This window comes from Haloimpatiens lingqiaonensis, from assembly GCF_901447495.1.
Taxonomy (GTDB): domain Bacteria; phylum Bacillota; class Clostridia; order Clostridiales; family Clostridiaceae; genus Haloimpatiens; species Haloimpatiens lingqiaonensis.
Window position 1 is genome coordinate 15,603 of sequence record NZ_CABDWS010000030.1, and the last position, 20,871, is coordinate 36,473.

A 20,871-nucleotide genomic window follows, 5' to 3' on the forward strand; every position below is an offset into this window, starting at 1 on the left:
GATGGCACAGTTAAACTGGAATTATAATGTCAGATTCAGCCATAGAAATGAGGATGCTGTAAAAGCATGGGAAAATCTTCACTCTAAGGAAGTGAATGAGAATTTCAAATCACAGAATGAATTTGTGGTAAGCGCAATCAATGACTATTATGAACGCTTTCAGAAGGAAATGAATGATCCGTATTTGGAAACGAGAGAAAAGGAAGATGCGTTTGCAGACAGAATCGTGGAACAGGTGACACAGAAAGCGTTTGCAAACCTTCCGGCACTTGCAGGAATGTATCTGATGCAACAACAGTCTATGTTATCTGTAGGATTTCAAGGTGGAGCTGTTCCAATCAATGTTGGGATGAATGCAAGTGCTTCTGCTAAAGAGAATAAAGCCAGTCAGCAAGAAAGAAATACGGAGATTTCATCAGTACAGTCACGGACAGATTTCACAGAGGAGCTAGAAGAGAATGATTTTCTTGATTTCAACCTGTAAGAACAGCCCCGACATAGCCGATGCAACACAGTTGATTCCACCAAAACAATCGGCTACAGTTCCTTGGGCACAATTGCAGGAAAGACATAAATCAAACCATCTCATGCAAAGATGGATTGATTTATGTCAGGGGGTCTCGGGGGCGAAGCCCATGAGCAGGTAGCACCGTTGGAGCAGACAATGAGGAGAGAAAATAGAACCACAACGCCGTTGTGGTTCTATTTTTTTGACGAGTTGGCAAGCCAACGGTACTACCTGCCTATATCATCCACAACGCAACGGACTTGTCGTGACACAACGACATTGTGGGAGAGTTGTGTGAAATCAGACTGGAGCGTAGAGCGGAAGGATGATTTCGGGATGGGAGTGACGGCTCTATCGTCACGGACAGACCAATGGGGATGATGTGCCCTGCTGACAGAGCAATGCCAAGATTATGGCTATGGAAATATCGAAAACAGGGATTGTATGGATTTATTTTCCATTGCAAATGGCTACAGAGAGATACACAAGATATGAATTAGGATGCTATAAGGCTACAGAATGGGAAAGATGCGTAGCAGATATTATGGAAAAGTAGCAACAGAATGATTCGATTTGGAAGAGTGGTATCACTTACAGTGATTTGTGTAGCCATCATATTTGCAGATGTAAGAAATAATGGCTATGCCTATAGCCACAACAATTTATAGGAAAGTCACAAGGTAACAACAAGACAACAGTGCTAGGAATAGCAACTTTTAAAGAGGAAGCAGATGTAAGGAAACTTATATTGTGCTTCCTTTTGTGCGTTATAAACACAATGTCACACAGAGAGGAGGAAGCCTATGGCAAACAGAACCAGAGACGAAGTCATCTACATTCGAGCAGATGAACGTCTAAAGAGAGATTATGAGAAACAGAAAGCAGAAAGTGGTTATGACAGTAATGCGGATTTTCTGCAATATCTTCTAGATACCAATGCAGGAAAACGAGTAGATGGTGTCACCTTAAAAGATATCTGGGATTCTTTGAAAGAGATAGCACACGAACTCAAGAAGCAGGGAGTGAACATCAATCAGATAGCAAGGACAACCAATATGTATGCAGATCTTTACAGTGATTCGAACCTGTGGCTGGCAAAGCGGGCATTGGAACGAATTGAGAATGCACTTCTTAGTATTATGGAGAAACTCCTATGATTGTAGACGCAATAGCAGGTGTTGAAATGCAATCAGAAGCAGTAACGACAGATAACAAGAAAGAGTGGAGCAGCAAGTCAGCTTCGGAAAGGAAAATTTATGGAAAAGGTATATGGAAATGTTAAGGTAAACTATGCACCCTGCAAGTCCGTAGGACAGCTAAAAGGTGCAACGGATTATATCCTTGGCAACATGGAACAGCAGAGAAAAGAAGGTATCATTAAGACCAGAGATGACCTTTATATGGCATTGGGGTGTAATCGGGATAACTTTACCAATACACAGCTCATCACAAGAAAGATGCATGAAAAGAAATACAGCAGATGGCTTCCAAATGAAATCCTAGCACATAAGATGTCTATTTCTTTTCATCCAGAAGACAACAATAAAGTCACTTATGAGGATGCATTCCAGATGGCACAGGACTTTGCAAGAGAGTTCTTCTGGTCAAAGGGGTATGAAGTATTATTTGCGGTTCATACAGACACAGAGCATATCCATGTTCACTTTATTGTCAGCAACTGCAATTTAAAGGATGGTAGTTCTTACAGACGAGGACCAAAGGAACTACGAGAAATGTGTGCGTTCTTTGGGGAACAATGCAGGGAGCGCGGATTGACACACTCTTACCGAGATACTTTCTATGTGGCAGATAAGGAAAGAGTACGTAAGACATTCCCTGAATACCAGATGAAAAAACGCAATAAGTTATCCTTCGAGGATGAGCTTCGTACCTATATCAGACTTGCCATGAACAGCCGTAACACGAAGACTATTGATGATGTAGTGGAAGAATTAAGGAGTGTCTATCGGATCAATATCCGTCTTAAAGGCAACACCATCAGCTATGCGCTTCCACATAAACCAGGGAAGGGTGGCAGACTACAGGCAGTCAGAGGCTCGAAGCTGGGAGATAAGTTCACAGTTGTCGGGATTACAGAATATATGGAAAAGAAGGAAATGAAAAGACTGGAATATGAACGGTTAGATGCGGAGATAGAGAAGGCAAATGACAGTATTAAAGATTATGATAAATGGGAAGAAACAGGGAAAGCAACACCACCTGAAGAAGTGGCAAATGTTCATTTAGCTGATATATTAACAGATAAAGAATCAGCGAATGATAGCAAAAAGGATATATCGTTCTATGAAGGATTTGACCAGTTTCGTGAAGAACATCAGATACCAGAAGCAGATGACGAAATCTTTTATGGTGCTGCCTTTGAAGATTTCAATGAAGAATGGCAGGGAAATCATGGTGATGGAGCTGGTTCCACACAAGAGGAAGCTAAGACAATTCCATCTCCATCTGAATATAGAAAGCTATCATTTGAAGAAAGAACAAAGCTTCTTCCACCACCATCGGAGGATCAGATGGCAGAATTAAAAGCGTATCAGAAACGAATGGGCTATGGTGAGAACCTGTCTGGTATCAAGTATAAGATGAGCGTCTTTGATGATTTTCAGAAAGAATATGAATATCGAAAAAAGGCGAATGAAAAACAGGAAGAATTCATAGCTCCTGCGTGCAGACGAGGTTGCAGAAGATAATGAAAATGTAAAAAAGAGACTTATATAGAATGGAAAACTGTTTAGAATTTATTTAGAAAATATCATCTCCAAATTTATTGCTTATAAGTAAGATAAGTAAAAAGAAGGAGATGATATTTTTATGTTTCAAAATATGATTTTATTTGAAGAGAATATTTTATTATGGATACAGAGTAATCTAAGAAGTGATATTATAACCCCTTTTATGATTTTTATTACAAATTTAGGAAACAGTGGGGCTATTTGGATTGTTCTTTCACTTGGGTTACTTATACCGAAAAAGACGAGAAAAATTGGTGTTATGTCATTGTGTGCACTTTTCTTGTCCGTTATAATAGATAATGTGATATTAAAAAATTTGATTGCAAGAACCAGACCTTGTGATGTGATAGAAGGATTGACTTGTCTGATACAAAGACCGACAGACTTTTCCTTCCCATCAGGACATACAGGCAGTTCCTTTGCTGCAGCTGTTATTTTATTTCTTGGTTTGCCAAAGAAATATAGTTTCACAGCTATTATACTTGCAGCTTTGATTGGATTTTCCAGATTGTATGTAGGTGTGCATTATCTATCCGATGTAATTGGAGGAGCGGTAATTGGTACAATGATAGCAGTCCTGGTATATTGGATTGGCATAAATTGGGTAAGGAAAGAAACGATAGAATAAGGAATCCGATTTTAGAATCTGGGAGGTTTTCAATATGACAATGAGAAAAAGAATATTTTTATCTAATACAGCAATGGTGTTGATTTCCTTGTTGATTTTATTTGGAATTGGAGGATGTTCTGTTCTTCTTTTTAAGGATGAGTTCATAAATGTTATAGAGCAGAATGCAGTATTATCTGAACAGACATATGATGTGCAGACATTACTTATGGAAAATCAGAAAAATCCAAGTGACTGGGAAGAGCTAAGCAAACAATTAGAAGGTTACCATTTTGAATTATATGTCTCAGACCAAAATCAAAACAAACAGTATTCTAATGTGAGACATAGTGAGAAAGAATGTATTGAAGAATTAGAAGATAGTGAATTTACATCAGAAAAAGTACAGCTTTATAGCATGGAAAGTGTTACGATTGCAAAGTGCATTGTGAAGATGAAAGGGGAAGATTATTATGTGTACGCGACTTATTATCCTGGAGAGTTGTCTTTATGGGGGATGGATCGTGGTATGTTTGAGATGTTTATCATTGTTTTTGCGATTGCAGGTATCATTGTAATTGCAGGTTTACTTTTATGCTGTCAGCTTTTTACTAGATCTATGATAAGAAGAATCATGAAGCCTGTAGATGAGTTGAATCAGGCAGCACTTCGAATTAATGATGGTAATCTAAATGAAAGTATCCAATATGATGTAGATGATGAATTTGGTGAGGTTTGTCATACCTTTAATGAGATGCAGCTGCATCTAAAGGAAGGAATTGAAAAGACAGAAAAATATGAGAAAGCAAGAACGGAAATGATTTCCGGCATTTCTCATGATCTTCGTACACCTCTTACATCAGTAAAGGGATTTATCAAGGGAATGATGGATGGAATCGCAAACACGCCAGAAAAAAAACAACAGTATTTGCAGATTTCCTATCAGAAGGCGTGCGATATGGAAGTTTTATTACAAAAATTGTTTTTCTTCTCAAAACTGGAAACAGAAAATATGCCATTTTTTGTACAAAAGGTTGAATTTACGCAGTGGATTCATAAGTATGTGGATGAGAAAGAACTAGAAAGTACAGATAAAGGATATGAGTTAGTTATAGACGCATCGGAGAAGAAACATTGGGTTTCCATTGATGTGGATCAGATGAAACGTGTATTAGATAATCTTATAGAAAACAGCATGAAATATGCACAAACAGATGTATTAAAGATTATCATTCATGTGAGTGATGAAAATGGACAGGCTGTGATTCGAGTTCAGGACAATGGAGCGGGACTTTCGGAAGAGAAACTTGCCTTTGTGTTTGATCAGTTCTATCGTGGTGATGAATCAAGAAATAGTAAGAATGATGGAAGTGGTCTTGGATTATATGTTTGTAAATATATTGTTGAGCAACAAAAGGGTAGTATAAAGGCATATAATGAAGATGGATTTGTAGTTAAAATCATACTTCCAGAAATAGAAGAGGAGTGATGCAGATGGCAAAGATATTAGTTGTAGAAGATGATGAAGAAATAGCACTTTTGGAGCGAGATTATCTGGAAGTAAGCGGATATGAAGTTGATGTGAAAGCAGATGGAAATGGTGTTACTGATATCGTAATAAATGGGAATTATGATTTACTTATTTTAGATTTAATGCTTCCTGGCGTTAGTGGATATGAAATATGCCGTGATATTCGAGATAAGATTGATTTCCCTATTCTTATGGTTACTGCAAAAACTGAGACAATTGATAAAATCAGAGGACTTGGGCTTGGCGCAGATGATTACATAGTTAAGCCCTTTGATCCAGCGGAATTGGTAGCCAGAGTACAGGCACATTTAAAACGTTATGAGCGATTGATACATATATCAAATGATCAAGAAGCCGATGAGGGAATTGTATCGGAGCGAACAATTACCATCGGAAATGTTTCGATTATGACGAAGAGTTGGAAAGTAATAAAGGATGGGGAAGAAATCAAATTCCCGCACAGAGAATTTGAACTTTTAAAGTTCCTGGCACTAAATCCGAATATTGTTTTTTCAAAGGAAGCATTGTTCGAAAAAATATGGGGATATGATTATGTTGGAGACAGTGCAACTGTTACAGTGCATGTGAATCGTATCAGAGAAAAAATAGAAGAAGATCCGAAAAATCCACAGATTATCGAAACTGTCTGGGGTGCAGGATACCGATTGAATATGTAATCAAAGAGAGCAATTATGATGAGAAATCACTCACATAGTTGCTCTTTTTATTTACGCGAGTAGCGATGAAAGTGCCATGCTTACATGAGCACTTGAGGAGCACCGCGATAATCCCGGAAACATGCTGAGCATGTTTCTGGGATTGTTTAGATTTTATTTAGAAATTGGAATGTGCCTGTTTAGAGTTTGTTTCTATACTATTTGTATTAGGCAGATAGTGACTATAGCTGTATAGCGATAGCATTGAAAAAGAAACGGAGCAGAGGATGAAGATTAAAACAAAGATTATTTTATCAAATATATTAATGGTTGGAATTCCGATTCTTACCGCAGGTGTGATTGGATTGATTGGATGGCATCAAATTGATTCCAAGTACATTTATTCTCTTGAGACGATGTTTAAAGATGAAAATGCAGTTGTATCAGCTCAGAGTTCTATTTATGCATATCAGGAAGAACTGTGGAATACCAATTGGGAACAAATGGAGGAAGAAGAAATCGGTCATCAGGATGAAGAAGATGAATCCAATATTAAGTGGAATGAATTAAAAAACGAGAAGAACGAACTTACCCAGACCAGTAAGATGTACAACTTAGGACAGGAAATGGAGAACATGGGATATCATTTCAGTGTATTTATGAATGGGGATTGTCAGTATTCGAATCTTACTGGGGAGGATCAGACTGTCATGCAGAAAATCGCTGGAGATGCAATTACTCATGTTCGCAGTATGGTTGTGGGAGAAGATAACGCATCTGTAATAAAAAGTAGTTTCGAAAAGGGAGATGTAATCTGTGTCATTATTGCAGTAAATAGTGGAAATGAAATTCAAAGTGAAAATGGGATTTCATATTTGAAACAGTATATTTTTAAATTTGTATTATTGTTTCTGTTGATTATTATTGCAGTAATCTTTTTTACGAATATGATATTGTCGCGGTTTATTGCCAAGTTGATTCTACCGCCAATGTTCATGCTGCAGGAAGGAACAAGGCATATTACAGAAGGAGATTTGGATACACCTATTCGTTATAAAAATAAAGATGAGCTAGGAGAAGTATGTGAAAATTTTGAAGCAATGAGAGCGTATTTAAAGCAATCAGCACTTGAAAGACTGGAGTATGAAGCATATCGAAGAGAATTGATTTCAGGTATCTCCCACGATCTTCGCACACCCCTTACATCTATCAAAGGATACTTAGAAGGATTAACCATGGGAATTGCAAATAATAAAGAAATGCAGGAGAGATACTATCATGCAATGTCCATAAGAACTAATGATTTAGAGAGACTTGTAGATAATCTGTCCGTGTATAACAAACTGGAAAACCATACGTTACAGTATGACAGACAACAGTTTGATTTGAGAGCATTTCTTGATTCTTATCGAAGTGATCGGAGTTTGGAAATGGAAAAAAATAAGATTAATATCCGAATCAATGCTAGAGATGGAGAATATCCGGTATTTTTAGACAGGCTTCAATTGAATAGGGTATTTGATAATTTTGTTTCAAATACTATAAAGTACAGAACCCAGGAAAAATCACTTGTTTTTATTACGGTAGATCACATGGAAGATAAAACGATATGTATCTATGAAGATGATGCAGGTGGGGTTCCAGAAGAAGCTTTGCCTAGATTGTTTGACAGCTTTTATAGAGTGGATGATGCAAGATGTAAAGCTGGAGAGGGAAGTGGATTAGGTCTTGCTATTGTAAAAGAAATTATTACAGGACAGGGTGGTTATATCTATGCAGAAAATGGAAAAACAGGTTTGAAAATTGTTATGGAAATTGAAAAAGCGGAGGACGAGGATGAAAGTATTAATTGTGGAAGATGACAGATTGATTGCAGAATTGGAACGTGACTTTTTACTGGCTAGTAATTTCGAAATAGAAATAGCAGAAACAGGAATGGATGGAATCGGTTTTATAGAAAAAGAAGAATTTGATGCAGTTTTGTTAGATCTTATGCTGCCGCAAATGGATGGAACCAGTGTCTGTAGAAAAATCAGAGAAAAATCAAATGTTCCTATTATTATGGTGACTGCAAAAAAAGAGGATGTAGATAAAATCAGAGGTTTGGCAGTAGGTGCAGACGATTATATTGTGAAACCATTCAGTCCTACGGAGCTGGTAGCAAGAGTACGTGCGCATATCAGCATACATGAAAGAATCAAAAAAGAATTTGAACACGAGGAGATAGAGGAGAAGATAGAAATCAGAAATCTGGAGATTTATCCAAAGGCTCGCAGAATCTTTCGTAATAAAGAAGAAGTTGCGTTGACCAATAAAGAATTTGAATTACTTCTATTTTTTATAGAAAATCCCAACATTGCATTTTCAAAGGATACATTGTTCGATCGAATCTGGGGAATGGATGCAGTAGGAGATACCGCAACAGTAACTGTTCATGTAAACCGATTGCGTGAAAAGATAGAACCTGATGAGGAGAATCCTATGATACAGACAGTATGGGGAATTGGTTATCGGTTTAGATTGGAATAGTTTATTGTTTATGTTTTGTTTAGAATTGATTTTTTCTTTTGATAGATGCTTTCGTTATGATGAATAAAGTAAAGGAAAGTAAATCAGTCAAAAGAAAGGATGTGTTCCGATGAATGCTACAGTAATCATTCCTGCATATGATCCAGAAGAAAATTTACAGCGCATTGTTGATCGAGTATGGGACCTTGGTAATCATGTCATTGTTGTTGATGATGGAAGTGATATATCAAAGTCGGATATATTTCATCGTTTAAGTGAAAAAGCAATTGTAATACACCATGAGAAAAATGAAGGAAAAGGTGCTGCGATAAAAACAGCATTAAAATATATCAAAGAGAATCTATGGGATTGCAATGTCATTGGAGTCATGGATGCAGATGGACAGCATCTCCCAGAGGATATGGAAAAACTTGTCATGAAAGCAAATAATAGAGAAAACGCAATGATTCTTGGTGTTCGTAGCATTGGTGAAGATATGCCACTGAAATCCAGACTTGGAAATGCAATAACCCGATTTGTATTTCATTCTTTAAGTGGAGTAAAAGTATCAGATACGCAAACAGGACTTCGGGCATTTTCATACAAGCTGATTGATAAATTATTACAAGTGGAAGGTACAAGATATGAGTACGAAACAAATGTACTTTTTTATTGTGCAAAGACAGAGGTACCAATTATCGAAGTCCCTATCAAAACAATTTACCATGACAAAGAGAACAGCTGTAGCCATTTTCATGCAATCAGAGATTCCTATCGAATTTACAGAGATATCTTAAAGTTCTCTTTATCTTCCTTTTCAAGTTTTATTTTAGATTATGTCCTATTTTGCATATTGACGGTTCTTTTTCCAGCAGGCGGGGTTGGAATACTTTTTGCAAACATTCTGGCTCGTATGATAAGTGGAGGATATAACTATTTTATGAATTGTAGGTTTGTGTTCCAAACAGGCACCAAAACACAGACTGCATTGCAGTATCTGACCCTGGCGATTTGTATTCTTGTCATGAATAGTATTTTTCTGCAGATATATGCAGGGATATTCCAGATACCAGTGTATATGGCAAAAGTATTAACAGAGATCTCATTATTCGTAATTAGCTTCTTCGTGCAGAAAAAGATTATATTTCGGCATAAGGTATCAGGGAGGGGCATGATAAAAGAATGAAGTCAATAATAAAAAAAGTACTAATACTGTTTGCGGATATTAGTATGACAGCTTTGTTGTTGCTTGGTGTTTATGTTGGAAATTATCTAATGCCACAGAAAGGAATCAAGGCAGCTACTTCATCTATTCAGAGTAGTCAGAGCACCAAGGATACAAATGCAGCACAGGAAACAGAATCGTCGTCAGAAGAATCAATAGAAGAATCCGTAATGGTTCAGCAACCACACATGACAGATACCGGTTTACAGACAACTGCAGTAATTAAAGATTCTACAGATTGGCATACCAAATTTGCAGAACATTTTACAGCATCGGTGGAATCTACGGATTCGTCCTATTCTAGCCCGAATTTATCCATTCAGATTACAAAAGGTAGTTATGATAGTGGTGTACTTGATTATTCTGAAAATGGAAAGCATAAGAAGTATGGAACGAAAGTAGCCTATACGATTGCAGATATTTATGTTGGAGATATTACCTGTTTACAGACAGCATTTGCAAAGGATATGTATGGAAATGGGTACAGTGAAAAATTAAGTGATATGTCAATGCGATTAGGCTCTATATTGGCAGTAAATGGAGATTCTTATAATAATAACCGTCATCAGGATAATGGTACGATTATTCGAAATGGTGTGATTTATAGAAGTCAAAAAACAGACATGGAAACTTGCGTACTTAATTGGGATGGAACAATGCAGATTTATTCACCAGAGGAACTGGATGCAAAGGTTTTGATCGATAATGGAGCCTATCAAAGCTGGATATTTGGACCAAGTCTACTTGATGATAATGGAAAAGCAAAAACTGATTTTATGACTTGGGACTATATTAGACAGTCTCATCCTAGAACTGCAATTGGTTATTATGAACCTGGACATTATTGTTTATTAGTAGTGGATGGAAGAGAAGTGGATTATTCCAGAGGAATGTTTTTGGAAGAGGAAGCAGCCATATTTGAACAGCTTGGATGTAAGCTGGCATACAATCTTGATGGTGGGCATTGTTCTTTTATGACGATGCAGGATCAGGTGGTGAGTCATCCTTATAAAGCAGAGCATGAGATTCCGGATGGAATTTTTATTATGGATCAGATATCAAGTTTTCAGTAAAACATAAGTGAGATAGGAGGCTAAGGATATGAAGCTAATTCGATTGATAAAAGGTTTGTTTGTACATATATGTATTATTTGTAGTTTAGCACTTATTGTTGTGCATATTTTAGACTGGTATAACCCTTTTATGGATTTTGCAGGGCATACCGTGATTGTTCAATATACTTTGATTGTTTGTTCCCTTATTTTAGGAATGTCATACATTATGACAGATAAAAAGAAAAGGGTAAGATGATAGATGTTTGATGAAAGAAGGTTACATAATGAAAACGAAAGATCATGAGGAACTTAGTCGTTACTTAATGGAGCAATTTGAATATCCAATAAAAAAGAATCTGATTCATGCACTTATTTTAGGTAGCATAGAGCCAGATTATAACCCCATCACCTATTTACGTGGAAGCATGAAGCTACAGAAGCTTCGTGGACATAATTTTGAAAATGCGCACACTTGTATCGAGAAACTGATTCGCAAATTAGATACTCAAAGTATGAGTGAAGTGAAGCGTTGTTATCTCTTGGGAAAACTAATACATTATGTAGCAGATGCATTTACATTTCCGCATAATAAGGCATTTAACGGAAGTCTATCAGAGCATTGTGCCTATGAAAAAGAACTTCATTTTTATATGAAAACCATGTTAAACAGAGATTCTTTTTGTTGGGGACAGGCTTTTCCAGAAGAAAATCTAATGGAACAGATAGATCTAATACATGGAAGATACTTGGAGGAACAACAGACGTATGTTGCCGATTGCTATTATATTTTGAATGCGGTAACGCTTGTATTCGGATACTTTTCCGAAGAATATGCAGATTGCTGGAATGAACAAATTGCGTAATTAATTTTTTACGATTTGTTTTATGAATTGTTTATAGTTTTGTTTGGGATTTCTTAGAAGAGAACGATATGATGAATTTATTCCAAGAAAGGAGGGCAAGGCAATTAGCAATTGGAAATAAAGCTGTTAAAAAATGAAAGGAGTCATACGAAATGGAGAATAACAAATTGAAAAAAGCAGTAAGAGTTTTTGGAACATGTATGTTAGGAGCAATGCTTACTTTCCCTACAGTTGCCTTTGCATCAAGTGCACAGACACCGACGTCAACGGAGGCAATTGCAGATACAACGAAAGAAGATACAGATTTGGATCAGACAGAATTGGAGCAGGAAGATAACGAAAACGATTCAAATGAGCCTGAAGAAAAAGATAGTGCAAAAGAGGCAGAAGAAAATGCAGCACTGGCAGCCCAGGCAACCATTACGGAAGAAGATGCAATTACAATTGTAAAAAAAGAAAACAGCTTATCTGTGGATGCTACAGTGACCGCCAAAGGACTGGAAAGCGAGAATGGAACAGTTGTATACGAATTAACTTATTTGGATAATGCAGGAACAGAAATGGAAGTTAAAGTAGATGCAAATTCAGGGATAATTTATACAGAGGCTGATGATAATGCCGAGTATGAAGAGTAAGAAATGAATATTGTTTAGAAAGTGTTTAGAAAATACCTTCTGGTTGTTTAGCTGTATTTCGTATAGTGAGTACAGTAAGCAGGATAGTGTAAAGTGAAATATGAAAAAGTTAAGCTTAAAAATGTTTTGCCCGAAGGGCGCAGAATAATAAAATACTTTGTGATTTGAAGATGAAATAACGAATTTTAGGCATGACAAAAAATCCTTTTGAGTGAAGGAAAATTTTTGATATTAGTAATCTCTACATGGAGTTATTCACGTAGTGGCTAATAAATATCCCATATTTACTTTACAACTAAATTAAGCAGAATTTTCAGCTTGCATCTTTAATATTGTTTGTTGACCAAGGTAAATAAGTAATTGCCACTTAGCAGGCATATTGCCCGCATTAGTTAAAATGTCTATCTCGTTTAGTGGCTTCCAGTAGTTATAAGGATGAGGACGTAGAAAGTTATAATAGGCAACCCAAAGGGAAACGCCATAAAGTGCACCATTTTCACTTCCATAACCGCAGGTAACGCGATAAGAAGACTTGAAGGTGCGGTTAAGCCGTTCTACTACTTGCTTTACCCAACGAAATTCGGTGGATACAGCATCATCATTGGTGAGTCCGATAACTTGAGTAACGTCAAAGTCCCATCCATTAATGAGTTTACACTGCTGACTTGCAAGAGGATAGGCACTATAGCCGTCTGCAATGAATTTTAAGGCTTTATTAGGGAAGTTTTTAAACTTCTCAAAAGCCATACGCATAGCGAGGATACATGGACCTACAGCACGAGTATCAGATACTTGGTAGCCTAAGATAGACTTCTTACAGGCATCCATGATAATCCAAACGTAATGCTTTATACCTTTTACCTTGATATAGGTTTCATCAGCTGAAAGAATATTAGATGGTTTGTAGTCAAAGGTGTCAACAAAAGGCTTTATAACTGCGGCAGCAGTCATAGCATAATTAGCAACCATTGTATGTGAAATCTTTATGCCGTGTACTTCTTCCAAGGCATGTGCTGTCTGCCTAGTAGATAGCTTAAGATTAACGTGATAAGTAAGGCAAAGCCCCATAATGTGGGCATTGAACTTCTTATACTTAAAGTTAATTGCTCTAGAAGGAAGTTCATGTAAATCCATTTTAAAGAAATCTATGGTGAACTCACGATAGATGTAGTGGAGCTTGTACTTGTGCTTATCATCACTACTTAAGTCTTTAGGCAGTTTGTCTAAGTTCTTGCGGTAGTAGGAACACTTAGGATTAACACATTTATGTATTCTAAAATGCTTACGATCTTTCTTTGGAGAAAGAGTTTGTCCGCAATAAGGGCAACTAAATACTATAGGTTTAGTAGTGTGGTTACTTTCATTAAAGTTTTGACCACAAACCTTGCACTGGTATTGACCTCTAGAGCCATTATTATCATAGATATACTGGTGAGGGGCACCGCATTTAGGGCATAGGATATTTTCAGGGATGGACTTCCCATTACGTCTCTGAACAGGTTTGGTTAGCTTATTATATTTATGTTTATAGTAAGCTAAAAGAAGTTGATAGTCTACCTTTTCAAAACGAACAATTTTAGGTAGCTTATCCACTTTAAACTTTTGATATTCGGGACTATGTGAATCCTCAAAAGCCCACTGCTTAAGAGGAATGTATTTACAAATAAACATAAGTAATTGATAAATTATTTTTAAAAGATATTGATTATATGAAATTAAATAAGTTATAATTGAATCCATAGCAATGACATCCTTTCATGTTATTTTTGGTTTTAGCGATTCAATTATAGCATAAAAAGGGGGTCATTGTTTTTTTATTTAAAAAACTCTGTAACCCTTGATATATAAAGGTAAAAATTAATAAGTAGTGTAAAAAACTTTACACTATCGTAAGCAGGCAGGAGGTATTTTTATGAGAATTGGTCTTTTTACAGATACATATTATCCAGAAATCAACGGAGTTGCAAACTCTGTTTATCAGCTGAAAAAAGAACTGGAAGATAGAGGACATGAGGTCTTTGTTTTTACAGTCAGTAATCCAATTGTAAAGGAAAAAGAAAGTCACGTATATCGGATGAAAAGCGTTGCATGTCCACTGCTAAAAGAAAGAAGAATGAGTTATGCAGGTTTTCGACATTGGTTTCAGTTAATTGGAGATTTAAAGCTGCATGTAATTCATACACAGACAGAATTTACAGTAGGACATATTGGAAGAAAAGCTGCAAAAAAACTGCATATTCCGCTGATTCATACTTATCACACAATTTATGAAGACTACACGCATTATTTAAAAATCCCTGGAAACGAAAAGTTAAAGGGAATGGTACGAACCATAAGCCGAGTTTGCTGCGATCATGCAGATGAGGTAATTGTTCCTACAGATAAAGTAAAAAAGCTGTTGATTACCTATGGAGTGAAAAAGCAAATACAAGTGCAGCCAACAGGTATTCAGCTTTCCAAGTTTAGTCTTGTAGACCTTGAAAAAGTACAGCAAATAAAAGCACAGTACAACATAGAAACGAACCATCATGTATTAGTTAGTATTGGACGGTTGTCTAAAGAAAAAAGCTTGAATGAAATTATTGAATTTATGAGCAAAGTCATAAAAACAGATGGGTTGGTAAGATTATTGATTGTAGGAGATGGACCAGAAAGAGAGCATCTGGAAGAACAGGTAAGAGATAAAAATCTGGAAGCTTATGTTTATTTTACAGGAGAAGTGGACTGGAAAGAAATACAAAATTATTATGCAGTAGGCGATGTTTTTACCTGTGCATCGACGAGTGAAACGCAAGGCCTTACCTATGCAGAAGCACTTGCATGTGGAAAACCGCTTTTAGTAAGAGAGGATGAATGCCTAAGTAGTTTTTTACAGTCTGGAACAAATGGTTATTTTTATAGAGATGAAACAGAATTTATAAATTGTTATCAAATACTATTTCAAAATGAACAATGTAGAAAAATGTCGTTTGATGCAATGGAAAGTGTAAATAAACTGTCTTCTAAAACTTTTGGAAAAAATATAGAGCAGATTTATTTTAGATTAACAAAGCAGGCGCAGATGCAGAGGAAAGGGGATGAATTGTATGAACAGATTCATTCAGTTGCAGGATAAATACAAAAAGGTCATATTACTGGTTTGTACACTTGTGGTTATCTTAGGTACCGTTATTGGATATCAGCAAGGAATATTTACAGATCAGACAAAAATGGAAGCGTTTTTATTATCCTGTGGAATTTTTGCCCCGCTCTTATTTGTATTGATTCAGGCAGTGCAGGTAGTGATTCCTATATTACCAGGAGCGATTGGCTGCGTGTACGGAGTAATTTTTTGGGGAGCAGTAAAAGGTTTTCTTTTAAATTATATAGGAATATGCATTGGCTCTATATGGGCATTTTTGATTGCAAGACATTTTGGGCAGGAGTTTGTGCTTCAGATTACAGGAAGCAAATTTTTTGAGAAATATAGTAAATATCTGGTAAAAGAGAATCGGTTTGAAAAAATATTTGCAATTCTTATATTTTTGCCAGTAGCACCGGATGATTTTCTGTGCTATTTGGCAGGAATCAGTAAAATTCCATTGAAGCGTTTTACACTAATCATATTACTAGGCAAACCACTTGCCATTTTGCTATACAGTATGGGACTGAATCAGTTATTTCAGAGTATGTTGGCACTTATAGCATAAGGAGGGAAAAATATTGAAGGTTTACTTATATTCAGGAATGCAAAAAATGATTGAAAAGAGCGGTGTTGGTAGGGCTATTTATCATCAGCAGTTTGCAGCCAAGCAAAATAAAATCGGTCTGGCAAAAGGCTTGGAAGATGCAGAAATTGTACATATCAATACCGTGTTTCCAAAATCACTATGGCTGGCAATGAAAGCAAAAAAGAAAGGAATTCCAGTCATCTATCATGCACATTCTACCAGAGAAGATTTCCGTAATTCATATATAGGTTCAAACTTGTTTGCACCTATATTTGGTAAATGGATCAAGCACTGCTACAACACTGGGACAATGATTGTAACGCCTACTGAGTATTCGAAAAGGTTGTTATTGTCATACGGAATTAACAAGCAGATTGAGGCAGTATCAAATGGTGTGGATCTTGTATTCTATGACAAAAAAAACATTGATCCTATGTCATTTCGGAAAAAATATGGGTACAGTGCAGAACAAAAAGTCATTATGTCTGTGGGGCTGACCATTGATCGAAAAGGTGTGTCTGATTTTGTGGAACTGGCAAGAAGGATGCCAGAATATCAATTTATCTGGTTTGGAGAATCCAATTTGAATACAGTACCCATGAAAACAAGAAGAGCTGTTAGAACGAAGTTACCTAATTTAAGATTTGCAGGATATGCAAAACCCAGAGCACTTCGAGATGCGTATGGAAGCTGTGATTTATTTCTATTTCCATCGAAGGAAGAAACAGAGGGAATTGTGGTACTGGAAGCACTGGCAATGAAAATCCCAGTTCTATTAAGGAAGATACCTGTATATGATGACTGGCTACAAGAAAACAGGGATGTCTATAAGGCAGATAACATAGATGATTTTGAAAGTAAGACAAAGAAAATAGTAGAACAGGAATGCATGGATCTAACAGAAGCAGGATATCAAGTAGTAGAAGAGCGCAGTATTGAAAAGGTTGGAATGAGATTAGGAGATATCTATAAAAACTGTTTAGAAAATATTTAGAAGTTTTTATCTGCGAGTTTAGGTTTCACAGATATAGTTATTCAAAAATGGAGGTCAGAGATAAAATGATAAGACAATTTATAAACGGTGTCTGTATGGCAATGGCAGATAGTGTTCCAGGGGTGTCGGGCGGAACAATCGCTTTTATCCTTGGATTTTATGATAAGTTTATCGGCAGCATTAATGATTTGATTTATGAAAAAGGAGATAAGAGAAAGCAAGCTTTCCTGTTTTTGATAAAATTGGGAGTTGGATGGGTATTTGGAATGATAGCGGCAGTGCTTGTACTTTCCTCAGCATTTGAGTCTCAAATTTATTTTGTAAGTTCTCTTTTTATGGGATTTATTATAGCTTCAATTCCGCTTGTGTTGAAACAGGAAAAAGAATCATTTATTGGTCATTACGGAAATGTTGTAGCCGCAGTTATCGGAGCGGCGGTTGTGTGTCTGATTACAATGCTTAATCAAAGCAGTTTCATGACAGGAATACAGCTTGATTCCTTAAGTATTCCATTAGCTATCTATATTTTTATTGCAGGAATGATTGCAATTTCAGCTATGTTTTTACCAGGAATATCTGGTTCCACATTGCTGTTGATTTTTGGATTATATATGCCAGTCATTACCGGAATCAAAGAGTTTCTCCATTTGAATCTGTCTGTTTTTCCAGGATTATGTATCTTTGGACTTGGTGTGATTGCAGGAGCGCTTAGTGTTGTTAAGGGGATTAAAATCTGTCTGGATCGGTTTCGTTCCAAAACAATGTACATGATTCTTGGGCTAATGATTGGTTCATTATATGCAATCATGATGGGACCAACAACACTGGATGTACCAAAGGATGCACTATCATTTCATAATTTTAGTTTTATTGCATTTATTATTGGAATTGCAATTGTTGCAGGCTTACAGTTCATGGGAAAGAAAAAGGAGGTAGCATTCAATGAATAAGATGAAAGAAAAAGTAAAAAGAATGAATCCCAAAAAAGGTTTTTGTAATTTGATTTTGTGTGCAGTGGTATTTTGTATTATTGCTGGAATTGGAACAGCAGCAAAGTTTGGAAGCAGAATACCAGAAATGAAACAGCAAATTGAGGCTGCAGAAAAAACGAATGAGGAAATATATCAAAATACAAGTGAGAAAGAACGTGACAGAGAAGAAAACAGACATGAAAAAGAGCATGAGTTTGAGTGGAATAATATCGTTACACTTACAACGAGTGATTATGTATTTGTTGGATGTGTTATGGCAGGGTTCTGGATCATTTTATGTATCTACTGGCTTTATACAACAGCTTATGTAGTATCAAAATCATGGGAAGTAGGAGCAAATGCCTGGATATTTGGAATACTTGCACTTGTAACCAATCTTTTCGGAGTAGCTGTTTTATGGATTTATATTAAAATGCATCTGGTATGCCGAGAATGTGGAATGTTACAGCCAAGAAATGCAAATTATTGTTCCATTTGTGGATCTGCAATCTACATAAAATGTCCAGACTGCGGAAGCAGAATATCAATTCATGATGAATATTGCAATGGGTGTGGAAGAAAGATGAGAAGTTAATACATCGATTCCGTCTATGTGAGGGTTAGAAGGTCTTTATGTGAGAAAAGAAAAAATGTCACAGAAACAGGATGTTAAAAACACAGGCGAAAAACAGCCGACAAAGGAACAAATAGCGGCATTAAAACAGGAAAAAAAGAAAGCACAGGAAGAATTGGATGAATTACAGGGGAAAACTACTGGTGGAAAGATTGTCTGTTTCCTAGCGTTCTTAGGTATATTAGCTGTTTTTGGAGGTGCATTTATAGGTTTAGTAAAATTGAATGTTGGAAATTTTGCTTCTGATGTATTGGCACCAGTAATTGGAAGTGTTGCAATTGTAAGAAGTATTTTGCCATCAGAATATCAGAGCAAGACAACAGCGGAAATAGCGGCGGATGAGCAAGCAGCAGCGGATGCTGCAGCAGCTCAAGTGGCATCGGAGCAGGCAAATGCACAAGCGGAGGCAGATGCAGCAGCAGAAGAGCAGGCAATTGCAGATCAGCAGGCAGCGGCAGATGCTCAGGCGGAAGAAGCATTGGCAGAAGAGCAAGCAGCCGAAGAAGAAGCGGCAGCGGAACAGGCATTAGCAGATCAACAGGCGGCCGACGAAGCTGCGCTGGCAGATTATGTGGATACTTATTCTAAAATGAAACCCAAAACAGCTGCTAAGGTTTTTGATAATATGATGACTGACCAGAGTGATCTTGTAGTGAAAATTCTAACGAACATGACACCTGATAACAGGGCTGCTATTATTTCTAACATGAGTGTGGCAAATGCTTCACAGCTTACAGTTCTAATGGAACAATAAAAAAGAAATCGTCATGTCCATAGATTATCTTGTATAATAGATACAAAAGTAGGAAAGAAGGATAAGCTAATGTGGGTAGTATTTGCATTTGGATCAGCTCTATTTGCAGGATTGACAGCAATATTAGCAAAATGTGGAATCAAAAATACAGATTCTAATGTTGCGACAGCTTTAAGAACAATTGTTGTGCTGGTGTTTTCATGGATTATGGTATTTGTGGTAGGAGCGCAAAGTGGAATCGGAAGTATTTCGACAAAAGTTATGGTAATTTTGATTTTATCGGGACTTTCTACAGGAGCCTCCTGGTTGTGTTATTTTAAAGCATTGCAGATTGGAAATGTGAACAAAGTTACGCCAATTGATAAGTCCAGTACCATTCTTACCATGTTATTGGCATTTATCTTCCTAAGAGAAGAAATTACCTGGCTGAAATTTCTTGCGATGGTTCTCATTGGTATTGGAACGTATCTAATGATCCAGAAGAAAGAGACAGAAAATAAAAAAGAAGATAAAAAATGGCTGATTTATGCGTTTGGTTCCGCTATTTTTGCAAGTCTTACTTCAATTCTTGGAAAGATTGGAATTCAGGATATTAATTCTAATCTTGGAACAGCAATTCGTACGGTGGTTGTATTAGTAATGGCGTGGATTGTTGTATTTGTAACAGGGAAGCAGAATACAGTGAAGGATATTGATAAAAAGAGCTGGCTGTTTCTTGTATTTTCAGGGTTTGCCACAGGCGGATCATGGCTATGTTATTACAGGGCACTTCAAACGGGACCTGCCAGTGTCGTTGTACCAATTGATAAGCTTAGCATTCTTGTCACAATTGCATTTTCATATCTTGTTTTCAAAGAAAAACTCTCTATGAAGTCAGGAATAGGATTAGTTCTCATTGTAGCTGGAACTCTAACTTTGTTAATATAAAATTTAGCTCATAAGGAAATTAGTTTAGAAAGTATTTAGAAAAGACCCCCTTGTTATTTATTTGCATTTTGTAATATGAATGCAGGCAAATGAAAGGAGGTCCTTTTTTGAAAAAAGAGATTGAATTTATGGTGATGTTATTCATTCAGTGTTTACAAAGAGAGAAGTGAAATAAGCGATAGCATTCATTTGAAACGATGTAAGCGTCAAAAATTAAGTATCTAGAAAACATACCCTCTCATTGATAAACTTAAGTAAAAGATTATCAATGGGAGGTTTACTTATGTATAAAAAATTAGATAATGATGCTTGGGAGGAATATTTAAATAAATTTAACTCTGTTAAAGATACAATAACAGTGAAAGATTTCTGTGCTGAGAATAACCTTAATAAGAGTCAATTTTATTACCATAAAAAAAGAGTAGAAAAGGCAATTGAAAGTAAAGAACCTGTTTTTCAGGCTATTTCTTTGAATAGTAAAGTTGATAATACTAAAGAAAATAAATCTACATTAAAAGAAGTAAAAATTAATGTAGGCAATGC

At 36.4% G+C, this 20,871-nt stretch carries 24 protein-coding genes; 23 read left to right on the forward strand and 1 reads right to left on the reverse strand.

The features are described from left to right. Position 1 precedes the first annotated feature (1 nt). The 15 genes from FGK85_RS15495 (at position 2) to FGK85_RS07745 (ending at position 12,338) form a co-directional block, all read left to right on the forward strand. Positions 2–484 (forward strand): hypothetical protein, encoded by a 483-nt coding sequence (locus FGK85_RS15495; protein WP_207670527.1) that lies wholly within the window; start codon positions 2–4, stop codon positions 482–484. A gap of 442 nt (positions 485–926) precedes the next feature. After that, positions 927–1,064, forward strand: coding sequence for a hypothetical protein (locus FGK85_RS15305; protein ID WP_171011360.1), 138 nt, complete (start codon positions 927–929; stop codon positions 1,062–1,064). A gap of 247 nt (positions 1,065–1,311) precedes the next feature. Then, a complete protein-coding gene (locus FGK85_RS07690; RefSeq protein WP_138205313.1) occupies positions 1,312–1,665 on the forward strand; it encodes a plasmid mobilization relaxosome protein MobC in 354 nt (117 codons plus the stop codon). Beyond that, complete coding sequence (locus tag FGK85_RS15735) at positions 1,662–1,790, forward strand: hypothetical protein (protein ID WP_279232912.1); 129 nt, start codon at positions 1,662–1,664, stop codon at positions 1,788–1,790. The genes FGK85_RS07690 and FGK85_RS15735 overlap by 4 nt, the downstream gene beginning before the upstream one ends. After that, positions 1,765–3,216 (forward strand): relaxase/mobilization nuclease domain-containing protein, encoded by a 1,452-nt coding sequence (locus tag FGK85_RS07695; protein ID WP_138205315.1) that lies wholly within the window; start codon positions 1,765–1,767, stop codon positions 3,214–3,216. Before FGK85_RS15735 ends, FGK85_RS07695 begins: the two co-directional genes overlap by 26 nt. Positions 3,217–3,337: 121 nt before the next feature. Then, positions 3,338–3,886: a phosphatase PAP2 family protein gene (locus tag FGK85_RS07700; RefSeq protein ID WP_138205316.1), complete on the forward strand. Its 549-nt coding sequence runs from the start codon at positions 3,338–3,340 to the stop codon at positions 3,884–3,886. Between the two features lie 34 nt (positions 3,887–3,920). After that, positions 3,921–5,354 (forward strand): HAMP domain-containing sensor histidine kinase, encoded by a 1,434-nt coding sequence (locus FGK85_RS07705; protein ID WP_138205319.1) that lies wholly within the window; start codon positions 3,921–3,923, stop codon positions 5,352–5,354. Between the two features lie 5 nt (positions 5,355–5,359). Next, complete coding sequence (locus FGK85_RS07710; RefSeq protein ID WP_171011361.1) at positions 5,360–6,073, forward strand: response regulator transcription factor; 714 nt, start codon at positions 5,360–5,362, stop codon at positions 6,071–6,073. Positions 6,074–6,339: 266 nt separating this feature from the next. After that, a complete protein-coding gene (locus FGK85_RS07715) occupies positions 6,340–7,914 on the forward strand; it encodes a sensor histidine kinase (protein ID WP_138205324.1) in 1,575 nt (524 codons plus the stop codon). Continuing rightward, positions 7,889–8,581, forward strand: coding sequence for a response regulator transcription factor (locus FGK85_RS07720; RefSeq protein ID WP_138205326.1), 693 nt, complete (start codon positions 7,889–7,891; stop codon positions 8,579–8,581). Before FGK85_RS07715 ends, FGK85_RS07720 begins: the two co-directional genes overlap by 26 nt. Before the next feature lie 109 nt (positions 8,582–8,690). After that, the gene (locus FGK85_RS07725) at positions 8,691–9,746 is read left to right on the forward strand and encodes a bifunctional glycosyltransferase family 2/GtrA family protein (RefSeq protein ID WP_138205328.1); all 1,056 of its coding nucleotides are present in this window, start codon (positions 8,691–8,693) and stop codon (positions 9,744–9,746) included. Further along, positions 9,743–10,858, forward strand: coding sequence for a phosphodiester glycosidase family protein (locus FGK85_RS07730; protein WP_138205330.1), 1,116 nt, complete (start codon positions 9,743–9,745; stop codon positions 10,856–10,858). Before FGK85_RS07725 ends, FGK85_RS07730 begins: the two co-directional genes overlap by 4 nt. Before the next feature lie 28 nt (positions 10,859–10,886). After that, the gene (locus tag FGK85_RS07735; RefSeq protein WP_138205332.1) at positions 10,887–11,096 is read left to right on the forward strand and encodes a hypothetical protein; all 210 of its coding nucleotides are present in this window, start codon (positions 10,887–10,889) and stop codon (positions 11,094–11,096) included. A 28-nt stretch (positions 11,097–11,124) separates the two neighbouring features. Beyond that, positions 11,125–11,703 carry a zinc dependent phospholipase C family protein gene (locus tag FGK85_RS07740; RefSeq protein WP_171011362.1) on the forward strand — a complete coding sequence of 193 codons (579 nt, stop codon included), beginning with the start codon at positions 11,125–11,127 and terminating at the stop codon, positions 11,701–11,703. A gap of 152 nt (positions 11,704–11,855) precedes the next feature. Continuing rightward, positions 11,856–12,338 carry a PepSY domain-containing protein gene (locus FGK85_RS07745; RefSeq protein WP_138205336.1) on the forward strand — a complete coding sequence of 161 codons (483 nt, stop codon included), beginning with the start codon at positions 11,856–11,858 and terminating at the stop codon, positions 12,336–12,338. Between the two features lie 300 nt (positions 12,339–12,638). Here the strand turns inward: FGK85_RS07745 and FGK85_RS07750 are convergent, their stop codons facing one another. Further along, positions 12,639–14,078: a DDE-type integrase/transposase/recombinase gene (locus FGK85_RS07750; protein WP_138205337.1), complete on the reverse strand. Its 1,440-nt coding sequence runs from the start codon at positions 14,076–14,078 to the stop codon at positions 12,639–12,641. A gap of 172 nt (positions 14,079–14,250) precedes the next feature. On the opposite strand from FGK85_RS07750, the gene FGK85_RS07755 reads away from it, so the two are divergent. From FGK85_RS07755 to tnpA, 8 genes are all read left to right on the forward strand, one after another. Next, on the forward strand, positions 14,251–15,453 hold the full coding sequence (locus FGK85_RS07755; RefSeq protein ID WP_138205338.1) for a glycosyltransferase: 1,203 nt from the start codon (positions 14,251–14,253) through the stop codon (positions 15,451–15,453). After that, the gene (locus tag FGK85_RS07760; protein WP_138205339.1) at positions 15,425–16,027 is read left to right on the forward strand and encodes a TVP38/TMEM64 family protein; all 603 of its coding nucleotides are present in this window, start codon (positions 15,425–15,427) and stop codon (positions 16,025–16,027) included. The genes FGK85_RS07755 and FGK85_RS07760 overlap by 29 nt, the downstream gene beginning before the upstream one ends. A 13-nt stretch (positions 16,028–16,040) precedes the next feature. After that, positions 16,041–17,042, forward strand: coding sequence for a glycosyltransferase (locus FGK85_RS07765; protein WP_138205340.1), 1,002 nt, complete (start codon positions 16,041–16,043; stop codon positions 17,040–17,042). 65 nt (positions 17,043–17,107) lie between these two features. Then, positions 17,108–17,992: a DUF368 domain-containing protein gene (locus tag FGK85_RS07770; protein ID WP_138205341.1), complete on the forward strand. Its 885-nt coding sequence runs from the start codon at positions 17,108–17,110 to the stop codon at positions 17,990–17,992. Then, positions 17,985–18,608: a double zinc ribbon domain-containing protein gene (locus FGK85_RS07775; protein WP_138205342.1), complete on the forward strand. Its 624-nt coding sequence runs from the start codon at positions 17,985–17,987 to the stop codon at positions 18,606–18,608. Before FGK85_RS07770 ends, FGK85_RS07775 begins: the two co-directional genes overlap by 8 nt. A gap of 55 nt (positions 18,609–18,663) precedes the next feature. Beyond that, the gene (locus FGK85_RS15310) at positions 18,664–19,401 is read left to right on the forward strand and encodes a MotE family protein (RefSeq protein ID WP_171011363.1); all 738 of its coding nucleotides are present in this window, start codon (positions 18,664–18,666) and stop codon (positions 19,399–19,401) included. A gap of 69 nt (positions 19,402–19,470) precedes the next feature. Beyond that, positions 19,471–20,328, forward strand: coding sequence for an EamA family transporter (locus FGK85_RS07790; protein WP_138205348.1), 858 nt, complete (start codon positions 19,471–19,473; stop codon positions 20,326–20,328). Between the two features lie 283 nt (positions 20,329–20,611). After that, positions 20,612–20,871: IS66 family insertion sequence element accessory protein TnpA (gene tnpA, locus FGK85_RS07795; protein ID WP_423244908.1), on the forward strand; the 260-nt coding region annotated here is incomplete at its 3' end.

What these genes read in the sequence shown, in the direction of transcription:
- FGK85_RS07790 (WP_138205348.1), top strand. Translation starts at nt 19,471, where the DNA reads ATGTGGGTAGTATTTGCATTTGGATCAGCTCTATTTGCAGGATTGACA.
- FGK85_RS07710 (WP_171011361.1), top strand. Translation starts at nt 5,360, where the DNA reads ATGGCAAAGATATTAGTTGTAGAAGATGATGAAGAAATAGCACTTTTG.
- FGK85_RS07700 (WP_138205316.1), top strand. Translation starts at nt 3,338, where the DNA reads ATGTTTCAAAATATGATTTTATTTGAAGAGAATATTTTATTATGGATA.
- FGK85_RS07725 (WP_138205328.1), top strand. Translation starts at nt 8,691, where the DNA reads ATGAATGCTACAGTAATCATTCCTGCATATGATCCAGAAGAAAATTTA.
- FGK85_RS07690 (WP_138205313.1), top strand. Translation starts at nt 1,312, where the DNA reads ATGGCAAACAGAACCAGAGACGAAGTCATCTACATTCGAGCAGATGAA.
- FGK85_RS15310 (WP_171011363.1), top strand. Translation starts at nt 18,664, where the DNA reads ATGTCACAGAAACAGGATGTTAAAAACACAGGCGAAAAACAGCCGACA.
- FGK85_RS07740 (WP_171011362.1), top strand. Translation starts at nt 11,125, where the DNA reads ATGAAAACGAAAGATCATGAGGAACTTAGTCGTTACTTAATGGAGCAA.
- FGK85_RS07715 (WP_138205324.1), top strand. Translation starts at nt 6,340, where the DNA reads ATGAAGATTAAAACAAAGATTATTTTATCAAATATATTAATGGTTGGA.
- FGK85_RS07775 (WP_138205342.1), top strand. Translation starts at nt 17,985, where the DNA reads ATGAATAAGATGAAAGAAAAAGTAAAAAGAATGAATCCCAAAAAAGGT.
- FGK85_RS07730 (WP_138205330.1), top strand. Translation starts at nt 9,743, where the DNA reads ATGAAGTCAATAATAAAAAAAGTACTAATACTGTTTGCGGATATTAGT.
- FGK85_RS07770 (WP_138205341.1), top strand. Translation starts at nt 17,108, where the DNA reads ATGATAAGACAATTTATAAACGGTGTCTGTATGGCAATGGCAGATAGT.
- FGK85_RS07755 (WP_138205338.1), top strand. Translation starts at nt 14,251, where the DNA reads ATGAGAATTGGTCTTTTTACAGATACATATTATCCAGAAATCAACGGA.
- FGK85_RS07750 (WP_138205337.1), bottom strand. Translation starts at nt 14,078, where the DNA reads ATGGATTCAATTATAACTTATTTAATTTCATATAATCAATATCTTTTA.
- FGK85_RS07735 (WP_138205332.1), top strand. Translation starts at nt 10,887, where the DNA reads ATGAAGCTAATTCGATTGATAAAAGGTTTGTTTGTACATATATGTATT.
- FGK85_RS15735 (WP_279232912.1), top strand. Translation starts at nt 1,662, where the DNA reads ATGATTGTAGACGCAATAGCAGGTGTTGAAATGCAATCAGAAGCAGTA.
- FGK85_RS07705 (WP_138205319.1), top strand. Translation starts at nt 3,921, where the DNA reads ATGACAATGAGAAAAAGAATATTTTTATCTAATACAGCAATGGTGTTG.
- FGK85_RS07720 (WP_138205326.1), top strand. Translation starts at nt 7,889, where the DNA reads ATGAAAGTATTAATTGTGGAAGATGACAGATTGATTGCAGAATTGGAA.
- FGK85_RS07760 (WP_138205339.1), top strand. Translation starts at nt 15,425, where the DNA reads ATGAACAGATTCATTCAGTTGCAGGATAAATACAAAAAGGTCATATTA.
- FGK85_RS15495 (WP_207670527.1), top strand. Translation starts at nt 2, where the DNA reads ATGGCACAGTTAAACTGGAATTATAATGTCAGATTCAGCCATAGAAAT.
- FGK85_RS07695 (WP_138205315.1), top strand. Translation starts at nt 1,765, where the DNA reads ATGGAAAAGGTATATGGAAATGTTAAGGTAAACTATGCACCCTGCAAG.
- FGK85_RS15305 (WP_171011360.1), top strand. Translation starts at nt 927, where the DNA reads ATGGAAATATCGAAAACAGGGATTGTATGGATTTATTTTCCATTGCAA.
- FGK85_RS07745 (WP_138205336.1), top strand. Translation starts at nt 11,856, where the DNA reads ATGGAGAATAACAAATTGAAAAAAGCAGTAAGAGTTTTTGGAACATGT.